Source organism: Lactobacillus isalae (genome assembly GCF_947539375.1).
In the GTDB taxonomy this organism is placed as follows: Bacteria; Bacillota; Bacilli; order Lactobacillales; family Lactobacillaceae; genus Lactobacillus; species Lactobacillus isalae.
On sequence record NZ_OX443569.1, the window covers coordinates 1783956 to 1809157 of the forward strand.

Below are 25202 nucleotides of genomic sequence, written 5' to 3' on the forward strand. Positions count from 1 at the left end.
GAGTGAAAGTTAAGTTAGTCTTCTTGCTTACAATATTGGCGATGTTATTAACAGGCTGTACTTTTCAAAATAAGCCTAATAAGGCAGATGCAGCACCTAAGTATTATGTTGAAAAGAGGCAAACACCAAAAAGTAACTTAAATGTGACGCCTACCTTATTTTTTCATGGTGGATTAAGTAATTATCATGGCGAAGAGAATATGGTAAAGGCGGCACAAAACGCAGGTGTAACCAATTCAGTAATTAGAGCTGATGTAGACGCAAATGGAAAAGTAAAATTAATCGGAACTATTCCTAAGAATGCAGTAAATCCAATTGTAGAAGTTAATTATCGCAATAACGTCCAGCTTGATTTTAAAGAGCATGGTCGTTATGCCAGAAATGTTGTGCAGACCTTGCAAAATGAATATGGTATAAAAAAGGTAAATATGGTTGGACATTCCCTGGGAAATATTTCGATTATGTATTACTTACTACAGACTGCGCATAATTCTAAAATGCCAAAGTTAAATAAGCAAGTTGCAATTGCTGGTCATTTTGATGGACTTGATTTTAAGCAATTGCCAATCGCAATTCGTCAGCCATCGAATTTACATGTGGATGGGCAAGGAAAGCCAAATAAGACCAATGCTACTTATCGTGAGATGATGAAGTTAAGAACTCTATATCCGGCTAAGCAAACCGATGTCTTAAACATTATTGGAAATATTGGCGGAAATTCAGACGGAATTGTAAAAAATGCGTCTTCACTTTCGTTAGCGTACTTAGTGGCGCCAATGGCTAAGACTTATCGAGTAGTTACCATCGTCGGTAAAAATGCGGAACACGGACAGCTGACTTACAATAAGCAGGTTGAAAGAGATATTATTAATTTTTTATGGCTTCAGTAAATTTGAATAAGTAAAAAGAAGATGTTTGAATGCATCTTCTTTTTTAGACCTTATTTTCATGTTGATTGCTCTTATCAAAGTTATGGAGCCACATGCCCCAGACAACCTGAAATTCAATAATTAATACGCTGGCAGAAATAAGCACCATAATAATTAATGCATAACTTGTTGTTTCACCTAATTCAGATGTGTCAAAATTGTAAGTAAAGAGCTTAATTCCCCCATAGATTAGTAGAATTATCCAATATATATTTGCTCCCCACCATAACTTCTTCATTTTTAGATACCGCTTTCATTTACTGTATAAAGTCATTATAACATTCTTATGGTTAATTAAAAGTTTGTTGCATAGTCGAGCGAGTAATAAGAAGTTGTATAATAAAGGGAAAAATGGAGAGGTATATGGATTCAATGGGACAAGCTTGGGAAAAATTTAAAGAAAATACGATAGTTCACCGTCTGGTGACGCTTTGCTTGATTATTTTGGTGTTATATGTGGCACGGTCGATGATGAATACAATTTTATTGACGTTTATTTTCACATATTTGATTGTGCATTTAATTCGGTTTACGCAAAGAAAATTTCCGCATATCCCTGCGCAAGTAATTGTAGTTCTCGCTTATCTCTTAGTGATTGCAGTTATATACTTTGCTATTACTATTTATGTGCCAATTTTGATTAAACAAATTATTAAAATGAGTCATTCTTTGATGAAGTTTTATCAATCTGACAATATGGACTGGCTAACGCGATATATGAATCATTATATTAGCGATAGTGAAATTACAACTCAGGCAAAGCATGGTGTGACAATTCTGGTTCATGCCTTAACTAACTTTGGAACTTTAACAATTGCTTTTTTCATGTCACTAATTATGAGCTTCTTCTATACGATCGAACTTGGGTCGATGAATGAATTCTCCCATACTTTTTTGAATAGTCGCCATTTATCTTGGCTATTTAAAGATATTGCCTATTTTGGCAATAAGTTTGTTAATACTTTTGGTGTAGTTTTAGAAGCTCAGTTCTTCATTGCATTATGTAATACAGCAATGACAATGATTTGCCTAATTATTATGAGGATGCCACAAATTATTGCTCTGGGATTAATGGTCTTCATTCTAAGTTTGATCCCGGTTGCCGGTGTAATTATTTCCTTGATTCCGTTAAGTTTAGTCGCATATTCTGTTGGTGGAATTAGATATGTGATTTATATCTTCATTATAATTATGATAATTCACGCTATCGAAGCCTATATTTTGAATCCCAAGTTTATGTCGAGTAAGACCGAACTACCAATCTTTTATACCTTTGTTGTTTTACTTGCAGGGGAACATTTCCTTGGAACATGGGGATTGATCGTAGGAGTACCGATCTTTACCTTCTTGTTAGATATTTTAGGTGTAAAGTCAGTTAAAAAGAAAAAACCTAAAATTTTAAAAATTGAAAGCAAAAAATAAAAGCAGCTGTAAAGCTGCTTTTTGCGTATTGTAAATAGGATAGTAGGTTCCAAATGAGAATATATGAAAAATACGAGATATGAATGGAGTTTTTTCTTTGGCTATTCACAATACAATATTAATTACGCAAAAAAATCAGTTTTTTGTTATTTTTTATAAAAAATTCAAGTGCTAATAATAGCGGTTTCATATATTCTTTTGATAAACTGAAAATGAAAGAAAGATATGAGGCAATCTTATGAAAAAATATGATTATATAATTTTAGGAACAGGTCCTGCAGCATATCAATTAATTAAGCTATTAGCTACACAACATAAATCAATTTTGGCTATTGAAAGTGGCTTATTCGGTGGAACTTGTCCCAATGTTGGTTGTGAACCAAAAATCTACTTGGATGGTGCTGCTCAAGCTGCGCTTCTTAGCAAGCAATTAGAAGGGCATGGCATTGAACAGTCCGCGACGATGAACTGGTCACAATTAATGAAAGAAAAGAAGAAACGTTTTGCTAGTTGGCCAAATGAGACGAGAAAAATTATTGGCAAGATCTGTGATGTGGTCAATGGGAGTGCGCATTTCGTTGATCGACAAACAATTGAAGTAAATCGCCAACATTTCCAGGGAAATAAAATAGTTATTGCGACTGGGAGACGCCCACATGAGCTATCAATTCCTGGAGCTAAGTTTTTGCATGATAGTTCAGATGTATTATCTTTAAATAAAATTCCAGAACACATTACCTTTATTGGCGCAGGGTATGTAGCGATGGAGTTAGCTACTTTTTTAGCTGCTGCGGGTAGTCAGGTAACAATTTTGGTTAGAGGGAAACATGTATTAAGACATTTTTATCAAAAGTATAGCGCTGAATTAGTTACTAGAATGACGCAGCGAGGAATTCAGTTTAGATTTGATACGGAAGCTATGCATATTACTCAATTAAGTGATAAATATGTTGTTGAGTTAAATCAAGGCAGTCCGCTTGTAACTGATTACGTTGTAAATGCTAGTGGGCGTACGCCGAATATTGAAAAGCTCGACTTATCTGCTGCACAGATTGACTATTCAACTAAGGGAATTGATGTGGATCGGCATTTGCAGACAAACATTAAGAATATTTATGCAATTGGCGATGTTACAAGCCAGGATGTACCTAATCTAACTACAGTAGCAGAGTTTCAAGCGCGTTATCTGTTCAATTCTCTTGAAAAAGGGTTAAGTCAGCCAATCAACTATCCTGCAATCGGAACCGGTGTATTCGCCTTTCCGCAACTGGCTCAAGCTGGAATTAACCCTGATAGTGTTTCTGAGGATAAAGATAATTTTGAACTTGTTGAATATGAATTAAGGCAGAGTAGTTTATATGCTGGTCAAAGAGAAAAAGGACTGCTAACGGTAGTTTATGATAAAGCTAATTATATTGTTGGAGTTAGCGAAATCAGCACAAGTGCAGTTAATGACGTGAATTATTTTGTTCCAATTATTGGACTAAGAATCAGGAAAAATGAATGGCATCGAAATGTATTGCCAATTTATCCAGCTTTAGCTGATAAGATTGAAGAAATTTTGAGATAGACAAAAAAGGCACCAATAGGTGCCTTTGTATTATAAATTCAGTTTTTACAAGTCGCTTCCACCATAGTTAGGAGCTTCCTTAGCCATTTGAACATCATGTGGGTGAGATTCGCGAAGACCTGCGTTAGTAATTTGAACAAATTGACTATTTTCAATTAACTCTTCAATTGTACCAGCACCAACGTAGCCCATACCAGCACGTAAACCACCGTCAATTTGGTAGATAATATTTGAAACATCACCTTTATAAGGAACTAAAGCTTCAACACCTTCAGGAACTAACTTGTTTGCTTCGTTAACTCCGCCTTGGAAGTAACGGTCAGAAGAGCCATGTTGTTGAGACATAGCACCAACTGAACCCATACCGCGGTAAGACTTAAATTGTTTACCTTCATTAGTAAAAATAGTTCCGGGAGCCTCAGTAGTTCCTGAGAACATTGAACCGAGCATTACAGCATTTCCACCAGCAGCTAAGGCTTTTACAACGTCACCAGAGTATTTAATACCACCATCAGCAATGATCTTCTTGCCGTATTTTTGAGCAACGCTAGCAGCGTCATAAATAGCTGTAATTTGTGGAACACCAACACCGGCAACAATGCGAGTAGTACAAATTGAACCAGGTCCGATTCCGACCTTAACAACGTCAACACCAGCGTCAAATAAGGCAGCAGTTCCTTCGCCAGTAGCAACATTTCCTGCAATTAGAGTAGCCTTGGGAAAGTGATCACGAATTTCCTTGATCTTACGTAGAACACCAGCAGAGTGACCGTGTGCAGTATCGATAACAATTGCGTCAGCACCTGCTTCAAGCAAAGCTTCAGCGCGTTCAAAAGTATCACTTGTAACGCCAACAGCAGCAGCAGCTAAAAGGCGACCTTGATCATCAACTGCAGGATGAGGTAATTTAGGATCAACGGCTTTAGTTTTAGCCTTTTTAACTTCTTCAACCTGGGCTTCGATTGAAAGGTTCTTATGAATAACTCCTAGACCACCATTTTCTGCCATAGCGATTGCCATATTTCCTTCGGTAACAGTATCCATTCCAGCAGAAATAAGTGGAATGTGAAGCTGAAGGTTAGGCGCTAATTTTGTATCAAGTTTAACTTCATTAGGCAGCACGTGACTTTCAGCTGGAATTAAAAGTACATCATCAAAAGTTAATCCTTTTTTGGCAAATTTTGTTTCCCACAAACTCATTGTAAAGTCCTTTCTATAGAAGCAACGTTTTAATATTAAATTAGCTAAACTTTACTCGAATCTGAGCCAGAAGTCAATTAGAAATTTGATTCAATTTTTGAACAATTAGATTAGCTAGTAATTTATAACCATTAACTCCAAAGTGAAGTCCGTCATTCTTTTTACCATTAAAGATTTGGGGAAAGTTTTTTTCTTCTAGCATTTTACTTGCTAGATCAATAACTGAAAATCTATATTCTCTAGCTACTTTTTTAACAATATTACCGTATTCTATGACTAGGCTATTGTTTCTAACTCTTTGTTTATTTTCATCAACTGCTGGTGGCGTGATAAAGATAACTTTTTCTGGATAATAAAGCCAAATAATACTTGAAGCAATCAATTCTAAGTTGTTTTCAAATTGATGAAAGCTTACTTGTTTATGAGTGGCTAAGTCGTTGGTGCCGACTAGGATAATTAAGTAGTCACATTTAGGTTGATTAAAGACTAAGTTAGGTAGAGAAAGAGCAAGGCCGCCAGAATTAATTCCTGAAATTGCAGTATTTTGAATGTCGCAAGCCAGCATTTTTTGCAGCTGAAAATTCAGTTCTGGAATTGTATGATTCTCGGAGCGAGCAATAATACTATCGCCAGTAAGAAGTAGTTTCATAATAAGAATCCTTTGGTAGAAAAAAGACCTTGAGAAAAATCTCAAGATCTTTTTAATTATCAATAATATAATCTTTAGAACTTGTTCTTGTCTAAAGCAACTGGTGAGTCAGGCTTTTCACCGTTGATTAACTTCAAGTTGTTGTCAAATGCCTTAACAACCATGTTACGTACTGCGTGGGTAGTGTAGAAAGCAGTATGTGGAGTTACTAAAACATTTGGACGATCGATTAAGTCAGCTAAACGAGCATCTGGGAATTCTTTACCTTCCCAATCCTTGTTAAATACGCCAACTTCACCTTCGTAAGTGTCCATCACGAAGCCAAAGATCTTACCTGAGTCTAAACCACGGATAACAGCATCAGTGTCAACAAGTGGACCACGTGAGCAGTTTACGATTACAACGCCATCTTTCATCTTAGCGATTGAGTCATCATTGATCATGTGAACATTTGCTGGAACATCTGGTACGTGAAGTGAAATTACATCAGCTTGCTTGTATAAGTCATCAAGTGAGTCAACGTAGTAACCCTTCTTTTCAAGTTCTGGGTTTTTGAAGATATCGTAAGCAATAACTTTTGCGCCAAAGCCTTCCATAATCTTCATGAATACTTGACCGATGTGACCAGTACCTACAACACCAACAACTTGGTCACGAACTTCACGACCAATAGTAGGTGCCCAGCGTAAGTCGCGCTTAGCCATCTTTTCATCCATACGCTTATCTTGACGTAGTACGCGAGCAGCTTGGATTGCAGCATGTTCAGCAATTGCGTCAGGAGAGTATACAGGAACGTTAGTGATTTCAAAGCCTAATTCTTTAGCTTTGTCCATGTCGATGTTATCAACACCAACGTTACGTAATGACATCTTAGTTACGCCAGCATCAGCTAAAGCTTGAAGAGTTTCAGGAGTGTAGTCTAATTGTTGGTAAACAACAACACCGTCAGCACCCTTAGCTAATTTAGCAGTTTCAGGAGTTAAAAGCTTGTCAGTGTATTCAACTTCAATATCCTTGTGTGCATCTTTCCATTCGTTTAAGAAAGGTTCTTCATCTTTACGAATAGCGTAAGCAAAAATCTTTGTCATAAATTAAACCTCCGTCAAAATTAATAGTATGACCGTTTCTTATTATACACTTGACTTTGTTAATAAAAACACAAAATCTAATTTTTTTATAACTTATTTTGAAAATGTTTCATGTGAAACGGTTACTACTATAAAACTTTAATTTCCTTTTGCGTATCACTATAGCGTGCCTTATGATAATGATTAGGGAAAAGTATAGTAAGTAAAGCAGCAAAATGTTATTGAAAATTGATCAAGATAGATGAGGGAATAAGTAATGTCAGTTGTTGTGAAATATATAGATTTAGATGATAATTCAGCTGAACTTGCAAGCTCGGGAGAGTTACAAGGAAAAGTAGGAGAAAGAATCGACTATACTACAGGCGATGAAGTTAAGAAATTGTTAGCTGCGGGTTATGTATTAGTTAATAATTCATTTGATCCAAACAACGAAGCGAATTTTTTTGATCAGGATGCGCAAGAATACAAGCTCACTTTTAAACATGGTCAAGAAGAAGTAACGGCCGATAATTTGAGTTACGGTTGTCAATTAAAGGATGTTCAAATTAAAGGAAAACAAGTTGTGCATTATACAGGTACGGAAAAAGAAATTCTCGATAATATATTTGAGGTTACTTTTAATAGAAAAATTATCTATGACAAAGTTACTAAACAAAGAGTTTCAACCAGTGCTTGGCAGCCCGAAAAGCAATTTTTGCCTTTAGTTGCGACGCCTGCTATCTTAGACTACACTCCCGACAAGGCAGTAATTGGCGGAGAAGCTGCAACAATTCAGAAGCCTAAACATGAATACGTAGTTACTTATCTTCCTAATAAGAAAAACGCTAGAAGGCAGAAAGCTGAAATAAAATTTATTGATCTTGATCAAGATAATCGAGAATTAGCTAGTTCTGGCGAATTAAAGGGAAAACCAGGAAAAGAGATACCTTATAGTACGGCTGAAGTTTTGAAAGAATTGATTAATAAAGGCTATGAAGTTGTTTCTAACGGTTTTGATAAAAAAGATGAACAGAAGCCTACTTTTGGAAACAGCAAAGATTACATTCAAACCTTCATTGTTGTCTTAAGACATAAAAAGCAAGCCGTTAATTCTGATCATCCATTTTCAGAAATTGATCAAAGTCTATATGAAAAAGAAGTTCAGCGAAAGATCAGTTTTTCAGGCCTAACTGATAAGAAATTAGATGACATAGTTCAAACAGCTATCTTAAAGCGGAGTTTGACAATTGACTTAGTAACTAAAAAGATCATTCAAGGTCAATTCACTAGTAACTGGCAAAGTAGTGAAACTTATCTCCCGGTTTCTGTGCCAGTAGTTTCAGGCTACCATGCTAAAACTAAAGAAGTAGCAGCTCGTCCAGTATCAGAGAAAGACGTAAGTGAAGAAGTTAGATACTATCCAAATGGTTACTTGGTTCCAGTTGATGTAAATCACAATGCGTTTGCTGATATACCTAAAAAACAATTAATTACTAATTCTATTGATCCAACAAAGGCAGTTTTTCCTAAATTAGAGCTAGAGAATATTGACTTAAAGCCAATTAAAGAAGTAAAAATTGAAGATCCCGGTCAAGATTATGAAGTGCCATATCTAATGGTTCACAAATATGTAGCTGTAAATGAAGAGAATCCTCGAAATGAAGTTAGTGCTGCATATTACAGAAGAATTGTAACAGCACGTGTTCACTATCAAGGAGCAGGTGAGGAGACACCAACTGATGCGAATCAAACAGTGCGCTGGACCAGAACAGTGACTTATGACGAAGTAAGTAAGCAAGTTATTGATAATGGGATGTACACGACTGAATGGATAGCTGATAAAGATATCTTTGAAGCAACGCCAACCCCTGTGGTTAAGGGGTTTTGTGCCAATATTGGCTTGATCGGCGAACACCCAGTTACAGAAACCGACTTAATGGCAACCGTAACTTATGCTCCCCTTGGAAAAATGATTCCGGTTGACGAGCATGGTAATGAAATTAAAAATGCGATGCATTCTCCATACGTTAATGATCCATATGATCCGGTTCGCGTCCTATTTACTGAAGAAGTACCAGAAGTGCAGGGGTATGCTCCAGAACATGATACGATTTCTGTTAATGATCCATATACTGATACAAAAGTAGCTTATACCTTAAAGCCACGCTATATACCCGTTAATAGTGAGCATCCATACCGTCCAATTAAACCAACGATGTATAGCGTACCAGTTAAGGAGACAATTAAATATCAAGGAGCTGGTAGTCAAACGCCAACTGCTCGCTTGCAAGCAGCAAGATGGACTAGAACGTTAACCGTTGATGAAAATACAAGTGAATTAATAGAGAATGGTAAATATACAACTGCCTGGAAAGTTGATAAAAAACAGTATGTTGCAATAAAGACCCCAGTAATTGATGGCTACCATGCAGATAAGAATATAATAGAAGCAAAAGAAGTGAAAAAAGCTGATCTTGATTTTACGGTAGGCTACAAGATAAATGGTCGAATTATTCCAGTAGATTCTAAAGGAAATCTGCTCTCAGATGTTGCACAGCCCTTATATGTAACCGATCCAGATGATGCAACAAAGGTACTGCAGAACCAGGGAGTACCTAGAATAATGAATTATGTTCCAGAGCAAGAATCAGTTATGATTAGGGATGCTAACAAAGATACAAAAGTTAAATATTATACTTTTAATGAGTGGAGCGAATTAAAGACAAGACGCCAAAAAGTAGAGCAAAAGGGAGAAAATTTAAAAACAGAACAGCCAAAAGAAAACAAAAATTTTAATAAAAAAAGCGATGATAAAGTTGAAGAAAAACTAGAAAAAACTTATGAAAAAGAAATAAAATCAAGTAAAAAAGATACTGGTCTAAAATCTATGTTTTCTTGGCTTAAATAGTTATATAACAAATCTAGTCTAAATTTTTGTTATATAAAAAATAAATTAAGACGTTATTTCTGTACTTATATAGAAATAGCGTTTTTTTATTAGTGGGAGTATAGATGCTTAAAATTTAAATTTAAAGGGTGATAAAATAACAATTTAATATTTCTAACAATTTAATGCATAAAAAAATATATAAGAATCGAATATTATTCATAAAATATACATATTTTTTTGCATAAGAAAGCAACCAAAACCCATATAAAAAGCAACTGAAGAGAGAATATGCTAAATTAAATAACTTTCATCCCTATTTTTGGAATAAAAAATATTTGTTATAATAACACTAACATTTAGATAGTATGATTCAAATATGTGATTATATGAAAACAAATGGAGGGAAAAATAGAGATGTTATCTAAGAATAACTACCAAGAACGCTTAAGAAAAATGGATGATAAGCAACAACGTTTTTCAATCCGTAAATTCTCTGTTGGTGCAGCTTCTGTGCTAGTTGGTACAGCTATTTTGAGTATGCAAAGTGCTCAAACTGTACATGCTGATGCAGTTACTGATAAAGATACAACTGATGTGACAACAAAAAATAGTGATCAAAATAACCAAGAAACTTATAATAAAGTTGTCTCAGAAGATCAAAATAACGCTGTTAAGTCTTCAAATACTAATATGGAGAGTCAAGATAGCAAGGTTGCTTCTTTTAGTGTGCCCAAAAATGAAGGAACATTTGTAGAAGCTCCAGTAACTGCAACTTGGTCAGCAGGTACTACTGAAGATAAAGCAGATAATCAAACAGCTGAAACTAAGTCTTCAAATACTGCAAATACAAATGAAGAAGTTAAGACTGAAACAGTAAAAGATAACAATACTGAAAAGCAAACTAATATCGCTTCAGCACAAGAAAATAACAAATTAGCAGAAACTAAAGTAGCCGATACTCAAGCAAAAACTAACACTGCTCAGGCAACTACTGATAACAAAAATGCAGTTAAAACTACTGAAGATGATGCAACTATCCAAACAGCTTCTGTAAATACTGCAACTTTAAATACTACTAATGCTTCAAATGCAACGCTATTTTCAGCTAGCGCATTAAGTGAAAGCAAACTTCAAGCAGTTACTCCACGTGCAAGTTCAGCTACTAATGATACTCAAGCTAAAAACAATAATTATAAGCTTGTAACTAATGCAAACGCGCTTCAACAAGCAATTAATAGTGGAGTAGCCGGAGTTAACATTGATAGAAGTATTGATGCTTCTAACGTTGACTTAGCAATTAACAATACTTTTGCTATTGTTGGTATTAATGATGCAGCTGCTCTTAACCTAGGACAAAAATCTCTTAATAATTCCGGTAACTTAACGCTTCAAGACATTACTATCAATGGTTCTATTTCTGGTAATGGTACTGTAAACATTAAGGGTAATGTTACTTCTAATGTGAACAGTATTAATTCTTCTGTTCCAACTCAGGACCAATATAACGCTCAAAATTATACTGGTAATAGAAATAACTTTAAGAATTCAAACATTGCTGGTAGAAGTGTAAACCTTGAAAAGGGTGCATCTTTAACAGTTAATAGTACTGAGATTAACGATGGTATTAACTTAACTGATGGTGGGACTGTTAATGTTGGCGATAATGCTACTTTAAACGTTAACTTAACTAATGCTTCAACTACTGCAACGCGTTATCACACAGCTGGTGTGTTCGCCAAAAATAGCGGTAACTTTATTACTGGTTATAAGTCAAACGTTAACTTTAATACCGGCTTAGGACAAGCTATTGCTATGGGAGCTACTCGTCCTACTACCACTGATGCCGATACATTTGGTGGATATGGTGCTCGTTCAAGAAATGACGGACCAACTCTAGTTCGTCTTGGAGATTCATCAACTTTCAATTTCACTGGTCGTGACGGTATTATCTTAGGTAATAATGCTAACTTTATTTCTGGTGAAAATTCAAACGTTCACTTTGAAAACAAAGGTCGCGGTGTTGCTTTAGACTTTGCTGCTAACTCAAATATTGAAATTTCTAAGCATTCAAATACTTATTTCCACTCTGTTGGTAAAACTGGCAATTCAGGTAGCTTTAGTGGATATAACTACATTGGAGTTAATGAAGGTGGAAATATTACTATTGATGAATATGCCACTTTCCGTGTGATTCTTGAAGGTCGTAATAATAATAATTACGATGATGTAATTACATTAGATTCTCAAAATGCAAATACTAATGCAGCATTTACTTCTAAGACTGGTGCAATTGTCGATATCCGTGATGATAATACCAACTTTTATGCTGAATTAATTTCATTCCCATTAGGTTCATCTAACACTAGAATTGATATTCATGATCCATTAATGCTTAACTTACAGCGTTACTCAAGTGGTGGTCCAACTACTGGTTGGATGCCAATTGGTGGTGATATGATCAATACAACATCAAACCAATATACTGCTAACTTAATTTATATGAGTAGTAATAAAGGTGTATTTAGTGTAGATGGCACTGATTATGTTGTTTATCAAAAAATTAAATCTGATGGTTCTAAGCAAATTTGGTTAAACGTTAATGGCGTTAATATTCCAATGAATGGATTCCAAACTAAAGATATTTGGAATAACCAGGCAAACCCTGATGTTTCAATCAAGGGTAACGACTTAACTAGTGGAATTAAAGCCAATCAAGTTCATAACTATGACGGTACCCCATTAACTGGTAAGGATGCACCATACTATGGTATTTCTACTCAACGTGCTAGTCACCAAATTTGGTTCCCACATAGAACTCAAATGGAAGTAGTTGGTAGCCACAATAATACTATTAAGTATGTTGATGAAGATGGTAACCAATTATTTGAGGATAAAACTCAAAATCTTAATTTAACTCGTAGACTTACTCTTGATATTACTGATGATAAGATTGAAGAAATTCAACAATATGCTTTATCACACAATGCTGATGAAACCTTAGAGTACATTAAGAATGCACAAGGCGTAAGCGAAGATTCTGGTTGGATTTATACTGATGATCAAGGTAACGTAGTTACTAATCCATACGCTGAAGTTGTTTCTCCAGTTAAGGATGGTTATACTGCTTCAATTGAATCTTCAAATGTTCCTGGAATCACTGAAGGAGCAAATGGTACTTCTGTAACTGCTAAATTACAATACAAAGAAGAACTTGTTCAAAACGGTGAGTTATCAAACAACTATAAGCAAAATGGAATTAGTGCAATTTTACCTGACAACTATGAAACTGTAGTTGTTTATAAAAAAGCAAAAGAAGTAAAAGATACTCTTAAATTCTACGACGATACAACTAAGTCATACATTACTGACATTGCTGATCAAACTGCAACTGGTAAAGAAAACGATGATGTTAACTTTAAAGATGGTGCAAGTACAGTAAAATCATTAGAAGATCAAGGCTACAAGTTTGTTAACGTAACAAACGGTACTCCAGATGATAGTAATGCAACTGTTTTAGATGGTAGCTCATTTAGTGATGTTGATTTTGGTAAATTTGGAAAAGATGGAAAAACTTTTGTTGTTCACTTAATTCATAACCAAATTCCAGTTGGTCCTGATAGCCCTGATAAACATGGTGTTGATCCAGATCAGATTAAACAAATTTATACTTCTACGCTTCACTACAAGGACAATGCAGGCAATACTTTAAGTAGTGATCAACAACAAACTTCAACTTGGACTCGTACTGTTACTGTTGATGAAGTGACTAATGAAGTTATAAGTGGCGGTCAATATGACACTAATTGGACTTTAAACGATACTGATAATAAGTATAACGACTTTACTGTTCCAGTAATTAAAGGCTATGTTGCTAGAAAGACTACTAACAATGGAGTGGCTGTAAGTGCAGTTGTTGCAGGTCAAAATAAAGTTCAACAAAATCTTGAAGATACTGTTGTTTATGACAAGGTAGGTAAGATTGTTCCGGTTGATCCAAGTGGCAATCCTATTCCAGATGCTCCAACACCAATTTATCCAAATGATCCAACCGATCCAACTAAGGTAAAACCAGATCAACCAGTTCCAAATGTTCCGGGTTACATGCCAGTAGATCCAACTCCAATAACTCCAGAAGATCCAACAAAGGATACTCCAGTTCCTTACACCAAAGATCCAGTAAAGGCTGGCTTTACAGTTCAATATATTGATCAAGATGATGACAACAGTGTAATTAAGTCTGATGAAGTAAACGGTAATATTGGCGATAAGATCAATTACACTACTAATGATTCAATTTCTGATTTAGTAAACAAGGGTTACATTCTTGTAACTGATGGCTTTACTGGTCAAGCAGGGGATGACTTTACTGCTGATAATAATGGTCAAGTTTACAAAGTTGTCTTCAAACACGGTACTCGTCCAGTAACTCCAGATAATCCAGCAGATCCAAACAAGCCAGTTGATCCAGATCATCCAAATACACCAACTCCAAGTAATCCAAACTTGAGCAAGACAGACTTGCAAAAGACAATTACTCGTACAGTTGAATACAAGTATGCAGATGGTACGCAAGCACATGAACCAGTTAAGCAAGAATTAACATTTACTGGTGAAGGGACAATCGACTTAGTAACTGGTAACTTAGTAACAGTTGATAAAGACGGTAACGTTACTAGCCAAAATGGTAAGATTACTTGGAACCACGATAGTCAAGACTTCAATGCAATTCCTGCAATCGATCACACTGGTTACTACATTTCAGGTATTAATCAAAACAATTCAACAGCTAATGTTGATGGTCAAACAGGTGCTGTAGGTGCTGAAACAGTAACTCCAAATAGTCAAAATGGAAATATTGTAATTACTTTGACTAAGAATCCGGATGTTCCAGTAGCTGCACAAGGCTCAATTACTTATATCGACGACACTACTGGTCAAACTATTGAAAGTGCAAACTTTGCAGGTAGTGTTGGTCAAAAGATTAACTACACTACTGCTGACAGCATCAAGAACTGGGAAGCTAAGGGATACAACTTAGTATCTAATAACTTCAAGGATGGCGAAGAAGTATTTACTGATGGTAAGAACGCATTTGAAGTACACTTAGTACATGCCACTACTCCTGTAACACCTGAAAATCCAGGCAAGCCAGGTGAACCAGTAAATCCATCTGACCCAGATGATCCTCATACTTATCCAGATAACTATGTTCCAGAAGAATTAACTAAGACTGTAACTCGTGATGTAACTTACGTTTACGCAGACGGAAGCCAAGCAGAAGCTCCAGTACATCAAGAAGTTAAGTTTACTGGTAATGGTTACCTTGACTTAGTAACTGGTGAATACGTAACTGTTGATAACAATGGTAAGATCACTGGTAAGGGCCAAATTAACTGGACTCCAGAAAATGCAAACTTTGATGCAACTAAGTCAATTGATACTTCTAAGTACCAAATCATTGGTATTAAAGAAAACAATACTACTGCAAATGTAGATCAAACTACTGGTGTTGTTGCAGGTGAAACAGTAACTCAAAACAGTAATAATAGTTCAGTTGTAATCACTTTAGCTAACAAGCCAGCTCCAGCTAAAGATCAAAGAGCTAAAGTTCAATACATTGATCTTGATGATAACAACAAGGTAATGTCTGAATCTGGTGAATTGACTGGTAAGGCCGGCGAAAGAATTAGCTACTCAACTGCTGATGAAATTGCTAAATACTTGAGTCAAAATTACGTTCTTGCAGAAGATGGATTTAGTAATAATCCAATTTTTGATAACGATGACGACAATGAACAAGTATTTAAAGTTACTTTCCACCATAAACAAGTTCCAGTTAACCCAGATACTCCAGATAAGCATGGTGTGGATCCAAGTGAAGTAGAGAAGTCCGTTAAGGAAAGAGTTCATTATGAAGGTGCAGGAGATAAGACTCCAGCTGATAATGTTCAAACTTCTAAGTGGACTAGAACTGTAACTGTTGATGCAGTAACTGGTAAGGTAATTGAAAATGGTCAATACACCACTGATTGGTCAATTGCTAAGGGTGAAAAGACTGTTTACGATCAAGTTAATACACCAGTAGTTGATGGTTACCATGCTGATAAGAGAGAAGTTCCTGCTACTGCAGTAACGCAAGACGATATTGATGTAGTAGTAACTTACAAACCAAACGGTAAGATTATTCCTACTGACCCAAGTGGCAATCCAATTCCAGATGTACCAACCCCAACTTATCCAACTGATCCAAAGGACCCAACTAAGGTAGTGCCAGATGAACCAGTACCAGAAATTCCAGGCATGATTCCAAGTACACCAACAGTAACTCCAGAAGAACCAGGTAAGGATACACCGGTACCATATAACCCAGTAATTCCAGCTAAGGATCAGGCAGCAGTTGTTAACTACATTGACGCAGATGACAACAATGCAATTATCACTAGCTCCGGTAACTTGACTGGTAAGGCAGGCGATAAGATTGATTACTCAACTAAGTCAACAATCACTGATCTTATTAACAAGGGCTACGTACTTGTAAATGATGGTTTCCCAGTAGATGCATCATTTGATAATGATGACAACACAACTCAAATCTTCACAGTTATCTTGAAGCACGGTACAGTACCAGTAACACCAGATCAACCAGGTAAGCCAGGTGAACCAATCAATCCTAACGATCCAGATGGTCCTAAGTGGCCAGAAGGCACTGACGAGAATAGTGTAAAGAGAACAGGAACTCAAACTATTCACTACGAAGGTGCAGGGGACAAGACACCAAGTGACGATGTACAAACATTCGACTTCACTAAGAAGATGTTGGTTGACAAGGTAACTGGTAAGATTCTTGATTCAGGTGAATGGAACGTAACAAGTCACACATTTGGCTACAAGGATACACCGGTAATTGATGGTTATCATGCAGACAAGCGTAACGCTGGTGGAACAGTTGTTACTCCGGATGATTTAGACAAGAAGGTTGTAGTATCTTACAAACCAAATGGTAAGATCATTCCAACAGACCCAAGTGGCAATCCAATTCCAGATGTACCAACTCCAACTTACCCAACTGATCCAAAGGACCCAACTAAGGTAGTGCCAGATGAACCAGTTCCTGACATTCCAGGCATGATTCCAAGTACACCAACAGTAACTCCAGAAGAACCAGGTAAGGATACCCCAGTACCATATAACCCAATAATTCCAGCTAAGGATCAAATTGCTCAAGTTATCTATCGTGATGTACAAAATGGTGCTAATAAGCAAATAGCTACATCTGGCAACTTGACTGGTAAGAATGGTTCTGAAATCAACTACTCAACTGCTGATAAAATTAAGGAATTGATTAGCCAAGGTTATGTTCTTAAGAATGATGGCTTCCCAGCAGGTGCCGTATTTGATAATGACGATAGTAAGGATCAAGTATTCTATGTAGACTTCATCCATGGTCAAGCTCCAGTTAACCCAGATAATCCACATGAAGGCATTGATCCAAGTCAATACGAAAAGACTGTTAAGGAAAGAGTTCATTATGAAGGTGCAGGAGATAAGACTCCAGTTGATAATGTTCAAACTTCTAAGTGGACCAGAACTTTAACTATTGATACAGTAACTGGCAACGTTGTTGAAAATGGTCAATACACTACTGATTGGTCAATCGCTAAGGGTGAAAAGACTGTTTATGATCAAGTTAATACACCGGTAGTTGATGGTTACCATGCTGATAAGAGAGAAGTTCCTGCTACTGCAGTAACTCCAGAAGATATTGATGTAGTAGTAACTTACAAACCAAATGGCAAGATCATTCCAACAGACCCAAGTGGCAACCCAATTCCAAACGTGCCAACTCCAACTTACCCAACTGATCCAAAGGATCCAACTAAGGTAGTGCCAGATGAACCAGTTCCTGACATTCCAGGCATGATTCCAAGTACACCAACAGTAACTCCAGAAGAACCAGGTAAGGATACACCGGTACCATATAACCCAGTAATTCCAGCTAAGGATCAAGCAGCTATTGTTAGCTATATTGATGCCGATAATGGCAACGCTGAAATTACTAACTCAGGTAATTTGACTGGTAAGGCAGGCGATAAGATTGATTACAGTACTAAGTCAACAATCGCTGATCTTGAAAACAAGGGCTACGTACTTGTAAACGATGGTTTCCCAGTAGATGCATCATTTGATAATGATGACAACACAACTCAAAGATTTGTTGTTGTATTGAAGCACGGTACAGTACCAGTAACGCCAGATCAACCAGGTAAGCCAGGTGAACCAATCAACCCTAACGATCCAGATGGTCCTAAGTGGCCAGAAGGCACTGACGAGAATAGTGTAAAGAGAACAGGAACTCAAACTATTCACTACGAAGGTGCAGGGGACAAGACACCAAGTGACGATGTACAAACATTCGACTTCACTAAGAAGATGTTGGTTGACAAGGTAACTGGTAAGATCATCGACTCAGGCGAATGGAATGTAACAAGTCACACATTTGGCTACAAGGATACACCGGTAATTGATGGTTATCATGCAGACAAGCGTAACGCTGGTGGAACAGTTGTTACTCCAGATGACTTGAATAAGATTGTAACTGTAAACTACAGCCAAAACGGTAAGATCATTCCAACCGATCCAAGTGGCAATCCAATTCCAGATGTACCAACCCCAACTTACCCAACTGATCCAAAGGATCCAACTAAGGTAGTGCCAGATGAACCAGTTCCTGACATTCCAGGCATGATTCCAAGTACACCAACAGTAACTCCGGAAGATCCAGGTAAGGATACGCCAGTACCATATAACCCAGTAGTTCCAGCTAAGGATCAAGCAGCTATTGTTAGCTACGTTGATGCCGATAATGGCAACGCTGAAATTACTAACTCAGGTAATTTGACTGGTAAGGCAGGCGATAAGATTGATTACAGTACTAAGTCAACAATCGCTGATCTTGAAAACAAGGGCTACGTACTTGTAAACGATGGTTTCCCAGTAGATGCATCATTTGATAATGATGACAACACAACTCAAAGATTTGTTGTTGTATTGAAGCACGGTACAGTACCAGTAACGCCAGATCAACCAGGTAAGCCAGGTGAACCAATCAACCCTAACGATCCAGATGGTCCTAAGTGGCCAGAAGGCACTGATGAGAATAGTGTAAAGAGAACAGGAACTCAAACTATTCATTACGAAGGTGCAGGAGACAAGACACCAAGTGACGATGTACAAACATTCGATTTCACTAAGAAGATGGTAGTTGATAAGGTAACTGGAAAGATCATCGACTCAGGCGAATGGAATGTAACAAGTCACACATTTGGCTACAAGGATACACCGGTAATTGATGGTTACCATGCAGACAAGCGTAACGCTGGAGGATCAGTTGTAACACCAGATGACTTGAACAAGACTGTAACTGTAAACTACAGCCAAAATGGTAAGATCATCCCAACAGATCCAAGTGGCAACCCAATTCCAAACGTGCCAACACCAACTTACCCAACCGATCCGAAGGATCCAACTAAGGTAGTGCCAGATGAACCAGTACCAGAAATTCCAGGCATGATTCCAAGTACACCAACAGTAACTCCAGAAGAACCAGGTAAGGATACACCGGTACCATATAACCCTGTTAAGGATCCTGATAAGGTAACAACAGTCGAAGGTAAACAAATTGTTCACTTTGTAGATGGCGATAATGGTAATAATCCACTTAGAGATCCAAACACTCAGACTCATGAATTTAAGATCACTAATGGTGTGCCGGATGAATCAAGTCACACATTTACACTCGTTGATGTACCAGTAATCCCAGGATATATTGCAGAAGTTAAATCTGCTGGTGGTAAGACTGTAACTCCAGATACTCCTCTTGCAGAAGTAACTGTTGTCTACCACAAGATTGGTAAGATCGTTCCAGTTGATCCAAATGGCAACCCAATTCCAAATGCACCAACTCCAAGCTATACTAACGATCCAACAGATCCAACTAAGGTCGTTCCAAATGAACCAGTACCAGCTATTACTGGTAAGACTCCAGATAAGACTTCAGTAACTCCAACAGATCCAACCAAGGATACTCCAGTTGTTTACAAGGATAATGAAGTACCAGCTACTCCAACTCCACAAAAAGCTGTAGTTAACTTTGTTGATGTTAATACTGGAAAAATTATTAAGACCTCTGGAATCTTGAGTGGTCGTCCAGGTGAAGATATTAATAAGTTATACTCATCTTCTGAAATAATTAAACAATTAGAAGATGCAGGCTATGAGGTTGTTTACAATGCATTTGATGGCGATGGTGTAACTAAGTACTTCGATGATGATGACAATACTACACAACAATTTACTGTTGCCTTGAAACTAAAAGAAAAAGCTAAGACGCCTGATCCAATTGTTCCTGATCCAGAAACCCCTGCTAAAGATCCAGAGACTCCAGCAGAAAAGGTAACTAGACCTGAACAACCAGTTAAGCAAACTGTCAATGTCCCAACTCCACAAAAACCTGTAGAGAAGAAGACTGCTGATAAGAAAGAAGTTTTACCTCAAACTGGTGCTGATAATAATGAAGCAGCTACTATTTTAGGTGCTGCCGCAGCAGCAATCGGTATGACTAGCTTAATTGGAGCAAAGAGACGCAAGAAAGATGATAAATAATTTTTAAAATTAAATATCTTTTTTCAAATTAGCTAATAAAAAGGGCGTTGAGACTTGATTCTCAGCGCTCTTTTTTAATACATTATATTTGTAAATAAATCGTGTATAAGATAAGACATACAATTATAGAGAATAATTCACTTTAATAAAGGGTAGGTAACATTATGGATAATCTAAGTGAAAAAGTCGCAACAGTGGTTGTGAAATATACAGATTTAGATAATAATCTGACCGAGCTTTCTACTTCTGGAAGTTTGACTGGAAATATTGGTGATCAAATTAATTACAGTACAGCAGATGAAATTAAAAACTTAACCAATCAAGGGTACGTACTTGTTAATAATACGTTTGATAGTGAAGGAAAGCCTCCAGTATTTAGCGGCGACCAAGATAGTTATATGGTTACATTTAAGCATGGAAGAGAAAAAGTAACTGTTGATAACTTGAAATATGGTTGCAAGTTAGAAGATCTTCAAGTAAAGGGTACTCAAACAATTCATTATGTGGGTGCTGGTAGTCGAACACCTAGAGATGAGGTATCAACGATTACCTTTAATCGGATTTTAGTTTATGATCGTGTAACTGGTAAAAAAATTGGAAGTAAAGGATGGGAAAGAGTTGAACAATCATTCCCTGTGGTTGCTGCACCAAGTATTTTAGGCTATATTCCCGATAAAGTTTTAGTTGGTGGAAAATCAGTTACTGCTGATGAACCAAATCGTGAATATACTATTACCTATAGGGTTAACGAACATATTTCCAATAAAGAACAAAAAGCAGAAGTTAAATATCTGGATATTGACAGTAATAATGAAGAAATTGTTGAATCAGAACTTTTAACCGGTAAGCCAAATACTAAAATTGATTACAGCACAATTGATCAACTTAAAAAATTAAATGAAAAAGGCTACGAAGTTGTAAGTAATGGCTTTGATGCTAATGGCGATATTCAATTCTTTGATACTAGTGATGATTATGTTCAGACCTTTATTGTTACTTTGAAGCATAAGCAGGTATTAGTTAATAAGAAAAATTCTCTAGAAGGTATTGATGAGAGTGAATATCATAAGACTACCAAGCGAGTTATTTCTTATGCAGGCGCTGGAGATAAGACCCCAGCAGAAGTAGTGCAAGCAGTAAGCTGGGATAGAAATCTTACGGTTGATGCAGCTACAAAACGAATTATTTCTGATGGAAAATACACAACTGACTGGAAGCCAGAGCAAGAGACGTATCCAGCAATTTCAGTGCCAGCAGTTAGTGAGTATCATACCCGCATTAAAGAAGTTCCTGAAGAAAAAGCACGACTTGCTAACATCACTGAAAAGATTAGATATGTGAAGAATGGCTATGTTGTTCCTGTTAACGAAAAGGGAGAAAAAATTGATAGTTTACCTAAACTACGTTTTGTCTCAGATAAAAATGATCCAACCTTAGTAACTTTGCCAGAAAACAACTTAGAAGACGAAAAGTATGAACCAGAAGACATTAATTTAACTGAAGTTGATCCAGCTAATAATCTTGAAGTTAAGTATATTTTGAAACATAAATTTATAACTATTAATAAGGATAACTCTCATTTTGATGTTAACCCTGGTTCATACCGTCGCACTGCTACAGCTCTAGTTCGCTATGAAGGAGCTGGCGATAAGAATCCTAAAGATTCTATTCAAACGGTTCAATGGAATAGAAATATTACCTACGATGAGGTGACAAAGGAAATTCTTGAAGATGGTAAGTATACAACTGACTGGAAACCAGATAAAGAATACTTTGAAGCTGTAGATACACCAGTTATTTCTGGATTTACCGCTGATATCGGTGTAGTTGCTAAGCATGATGTAACGCAAAGCGACCTTTTTGCGACAGTTACTTATCAAAAGAATGGTGCAATTATTCCAGTTGATGAAGATGGAAAAGAAATTTCTAAGGCTAAGCCAGTTCCATTTCTTAATGACTTAACTGATCCAACTAGAGTATTAGCAACAGAAGAGGTACCTGAAATAGAAGGATACCGCAGAACGCAAGAAGCTGTTTTGATTAAAAATCCAGTAAAAGACATTAAAGTTAAATACATTCTAAAACCGCGCTACGTTCAAGTCGATAGCGACCATCCATATCGAACGGTTAAACCACACAACTATAGTATTTCAGTTAAGGAGACTATTCATTATGTTGGAGCTGGAGATACTACTCCTGTTGATCGAGTTCAAGGTGCACGATGGAATAGATCTTTAACAGTAAATGATAATAATGGTAAGCTGATTGAAAATGGGAAATATACAACTGACTGGACTGTTGATAAAAAGCAATATAGCACAGTTGTAACGCCTGTTGTTGATGGCTATCATGCAGATCAATATCAAGTTAAAGCATGCGATGTCAGCCAAGAAAATATTGATATAGAAATAAAATATCAAAGAAATGGGCAGATTGTACCGGTAAATACTAAGGGTGAAAAGATTGAGCATGCAGACCAGCCAATTTATATAACTGATCCAACTGATGCAACCAAAGTTTTGATGGAACAACCGGTACCACGATTATTGAATTATTTGGCTGAAGACTCATCAATTGTGGTTAAAGATCCAAGCCGTGATACGAAAGTTACGTACTATACTTTTGATGAAATAAAAGGATTAGTAGCGAATAAGAATTTGAAGGCTAAGATTCAATCAGTGGATAGTAAAGATGACGTCTCTAATATTGTTTCTTTGCCAGTTAGTGGCAAGAGAAGAAAGGCAATTGTTACTTTTGTTGATCTAAGTAATAATGCAACTCAAATTGCATCTTCTAGTGTCTTAAGCGGCAATGTTGGCGATAAGATTACGGATTTATACAGCACTAGCAACCAGATCAATAAGCTTAAAAAAGATGGCTATGAAGTGGTTTATAATGGTTTTGATCCAAAAGGTGCAACTAAGTACTTTGATGAAGATCAAAGAAGGATTGCTACATTTACAGTAGCGGTAGAAAAAGTAACAAGCCCAGAGCCTAAAGATAAGGTGGATTCTAAAGAAGAAACATCAGAGAAAACTTCTAAGATAGAAGGAAGTACAGAAGATATTAATTTAGACCAAGAAAATGTACAAGATCATAAAGTATTGAAGCATATTTTCCCTTGGATGAAATAGGATAAAAATGGCTAGATTTGTTTAAAAGCAAATCTAGCTTTTTCTTTTAAGATTTTAGACCAATTTTAAGGAAGAAGTGTATAATTAGTTTTCGAAAAAACTTTTTCGGAGGAAAAATTGTGTCTGACAAGAGCGAGTCTGTGACTAAATTAGAAGAAGATCAAAAGTATAATCGACTAACAGCATTGAAGTTGTTTGCAATGACTTCATCAATGGTTATTTCAGTTAATGAATTAGCTCCATTTGGAAAAACTGGTCCAACTGCTGTTTTTTATTTGTTATTAGCTGGGTTAATATGGTTTGTACCAATTACGCAAATGGCAGGAGAAATGGCGTCAGTTGATGGCTGGGATAAGGGTGGAATTTTCACTTGGGTAAAAGGATCATTGGGAGACCGCGCCGGCTGGACGGCGATGTTTTATCAGTGGATTCATATCACTGTTGGCATGAATACGATGATGTATGTAATTATTGGTGCCTTGTCGATTACCTTTGATACTCCTTGGTTTAATACAACGCCCAGTATTAGATTTTTCTTAATGATGGTAATCATTTGGTCAATTACGCTCGTTGAAATGGTTGGAGTTAAGAAAATAGGTCATATTGCAGAGTGGTTATTTGCTTTAGGGATTGCTTTGCCAGTAATTTTACTTATTATTACGTTTTTTATTTATCTAATTCAAGGCCGTCCTTTGTATATGCACTTAAGCTGGAATAATATTATTCCCCATAATCTAAACGGAACTACTTTAGTAGCATTTGTGCCATTTGTATTGGCATTTTGTGGTGGAGAAGCTTCGGCACCGCATGCGAAGTATTTGGAGAATCCTAAAAAATATTCTACTGTTATGCTGGCTTTAGCTATTACTGCTATCTCTTTTGACTTACTTGGTAGTACAGCAATTGGAATGTCAGTTCCAAAAGATCAAATTCAGAATTCAACTGGTTTTGTCTATACGTTTGGAAAGATTTTAGATTCAATTGGCTTACCTGGTGATATTATTAAGAAATTCATTGGTGTTTTACTAGCAGCAGGAATTATTGGAGAACTAGGAAATTGGCTTGCTGGTCCAAGTCAGGGAATGTTTGAAGCAGCTAAAGAAGGATACATGCCTAAGTTCTTTGCAAAATCTACTAATCGAGATGTGCCGATGAGATTGATCGTTTTGCAGACATTGATTGTAACGGCTTCGGCAATTTTTATTACTTTTACTAGTGGAAAAAACTCGGATTTTGCTTTTAATGTTTCTTTAGCAGCAACGACGGCCCAATATTTAATGGTTTATATTTTAATGTTAATTTCTTATATCGTTTTAAAAGTAAAGCGCAGCAACTTAAAACGTAGCTATTACATGACTAAAAATACAGTATTGGGAGTCATAATTGCGATTATTGCCCTGGTAATAACTGTGGTTGCCTTCTTTATTTCATTTATTCCCGCACAAGGAACACCAACTTATTTAAGAGGAATTTATGTTTGGACGATGATCGGGCTTTGCGTTATTGTTACGATTTTGCCATTAGTGATATATCATTACCACCACCGTTTTAAGTAGAATAATTAAAAGTTTAAGAAATATTAATAAAATAAACTTTTTACTTGTAAAAAGTTACTACTAATATTACATTTAAGGTGTATTCAAGTAAGAAGTGTAAAGCAAAAGAGCTATGGTAAATTT

11 protein-coding genes are annotated in these 25202 nt (G+C 36.4%); 7 read left to right on the top strand and 4 right to left on the bottom strand.

The features are described 5' to 3' along the window. The first annotated feature begins 2 nt into the window (after positions 1–2). Positions 3–890 (top strand): alpha/beta hydrolase, encoded by an 888-nt coding sequence (locus QM512_RS08640; protein ID WP_282805283.1) that lies wholly within the window; start codon positions 3–5, stop codon positions 888–890. 43 nt (positions 891–933) lie between these two features. On the opposite strand, the gene QM512_RS08645 is transcribed toward QM512_RS08640, so the two are convergent. Then, a complete protein-coding gene (locus QM512_RS08645) occupies positions 934–1167 on the bottom strand; it encodes a DUF3923 family protein (RefSeq protein ID WP_282805284.1) in 234 nt (77 codons plus the stop codon). A gap of 134 nt (positions 1168–1301) precedes the next feature. On the opposite strand from QM512_RS08645, the gene QM512_RS08650 reads away from it, so the two are divergent. Then, a complete protein-coding gene (locus tag QM512_RS08650; RefSeq protein WP_282806466.1) occupies positions 1302–2351 on the top strand; it encodes an AI-2E family transporter in 1050 nt (349 codons plus the stop codon). Between the two features lie 238 nt (positions 2352–2589). Next, on the top strand, positions 2590–3921 hold the full coding sequence (locus tag QM512_RS08655; protein ID WP_282805285.1) for a dihydrolipoyl dehydrogenase family protein: 1332 nt from the start codon (positions 2590–2592) through the stop codon (positions 3919–3921). 45 nt (positions 3922–3966) lie between these two features. On the opposite strand, the gene guaB is transcribed toward QM512_RS08655, so the two are convergent. The 3 genes from guaB to QM512_RS08670 form a co-directional block, all read right to left on the bottom strand. Next, positions 3967–5121, bottom strand: coding sequence for an IMP dehydrogenase (gene guaB / locus QM512_RS08660; RefSeq protein WP_282805286.1), 1155 nt, complete (start codon positions 5119–5121; stop codon positions 3967–3969). Positions 5122–5194: 73 nt separating this feature from the next. Further along, on the bottom strand, positions 5195–5770 hold the full coding sequence (locus QM512_RS08665) for an SGNH/GDSL hydrolase family protein (RefSeq protein ID WP_282805287.1): 576 nt from the start codon (positions 5768–5770) through the stop codon (positions 5195–5197). A gap of 74 nt (positions 5771–5844) precedes the next feature. After that, entirely contained in the window at positions 5845–6858 is a 1014-nt protein-coding gene (locus QM512_RS08670; protein ID WP_257587553.1) for a D-2-hydroxyacid dehydrogenase, read from the bottom strand. Between the two features lie 256 nt (positions 6859–7114). On the opposite strand from QM512_RS08670, the gene QM512_RS08675 reads away from it, so the two are divergent. The 4 genes from QM512_RS08675 (at position 7115) to QM512_RS08690 (ending at position 25079) form a co-directional block, all read left to right on the top strand. Further along, the gene (locus QM512_RS08675; protein WP_282805288.1) at positions 7115–9745 is read left to right on the top strand and encodes a mucin-binding protein; all 2631 of its coding nucleotides are present in this window, start codon (positions 7115–7117) and stop codon (positions 9743–9745) included. Between the two features lie 396 nt (positions 9746–10141). After that, complete coding sequence (locus QM512_RS08680) at positions 10142–20389, top strand: mucin-binding protein (protein WP_282805289.1); 10248 nt, start codon at positions 10142–10144, stop codon at positions 20387–20389. Positions 20390–20553: 164 nt separating this feature from the next. Further along, positions 20554–23523 carry a mucin-binding protein gene (locus tag QM512_RS08685; protein ID WP_282805290.1) on the top strand — a complete coding sequence of 990 codons (2970 nt, stop codon included), beginning with the start codon at positions 20554–20556 and terminating at the stop codon, positions 23521–23523. Between the two features lie 119 nt (positions 23524–23642). Further along, positions 23643–25079 carry an APC family permease gene (locus tag QM512_RS08690; RefSeq protein WP_282805291.1) on the top strand — a complete coding sequence of 479 codons (1437 nt, stop codon included), beginning with the start codon at positions 23643–23645 and terminating at the stop codon, positions 25077–25079. Positions 25080–25202 lie beyond the last annotated feature (123 nt).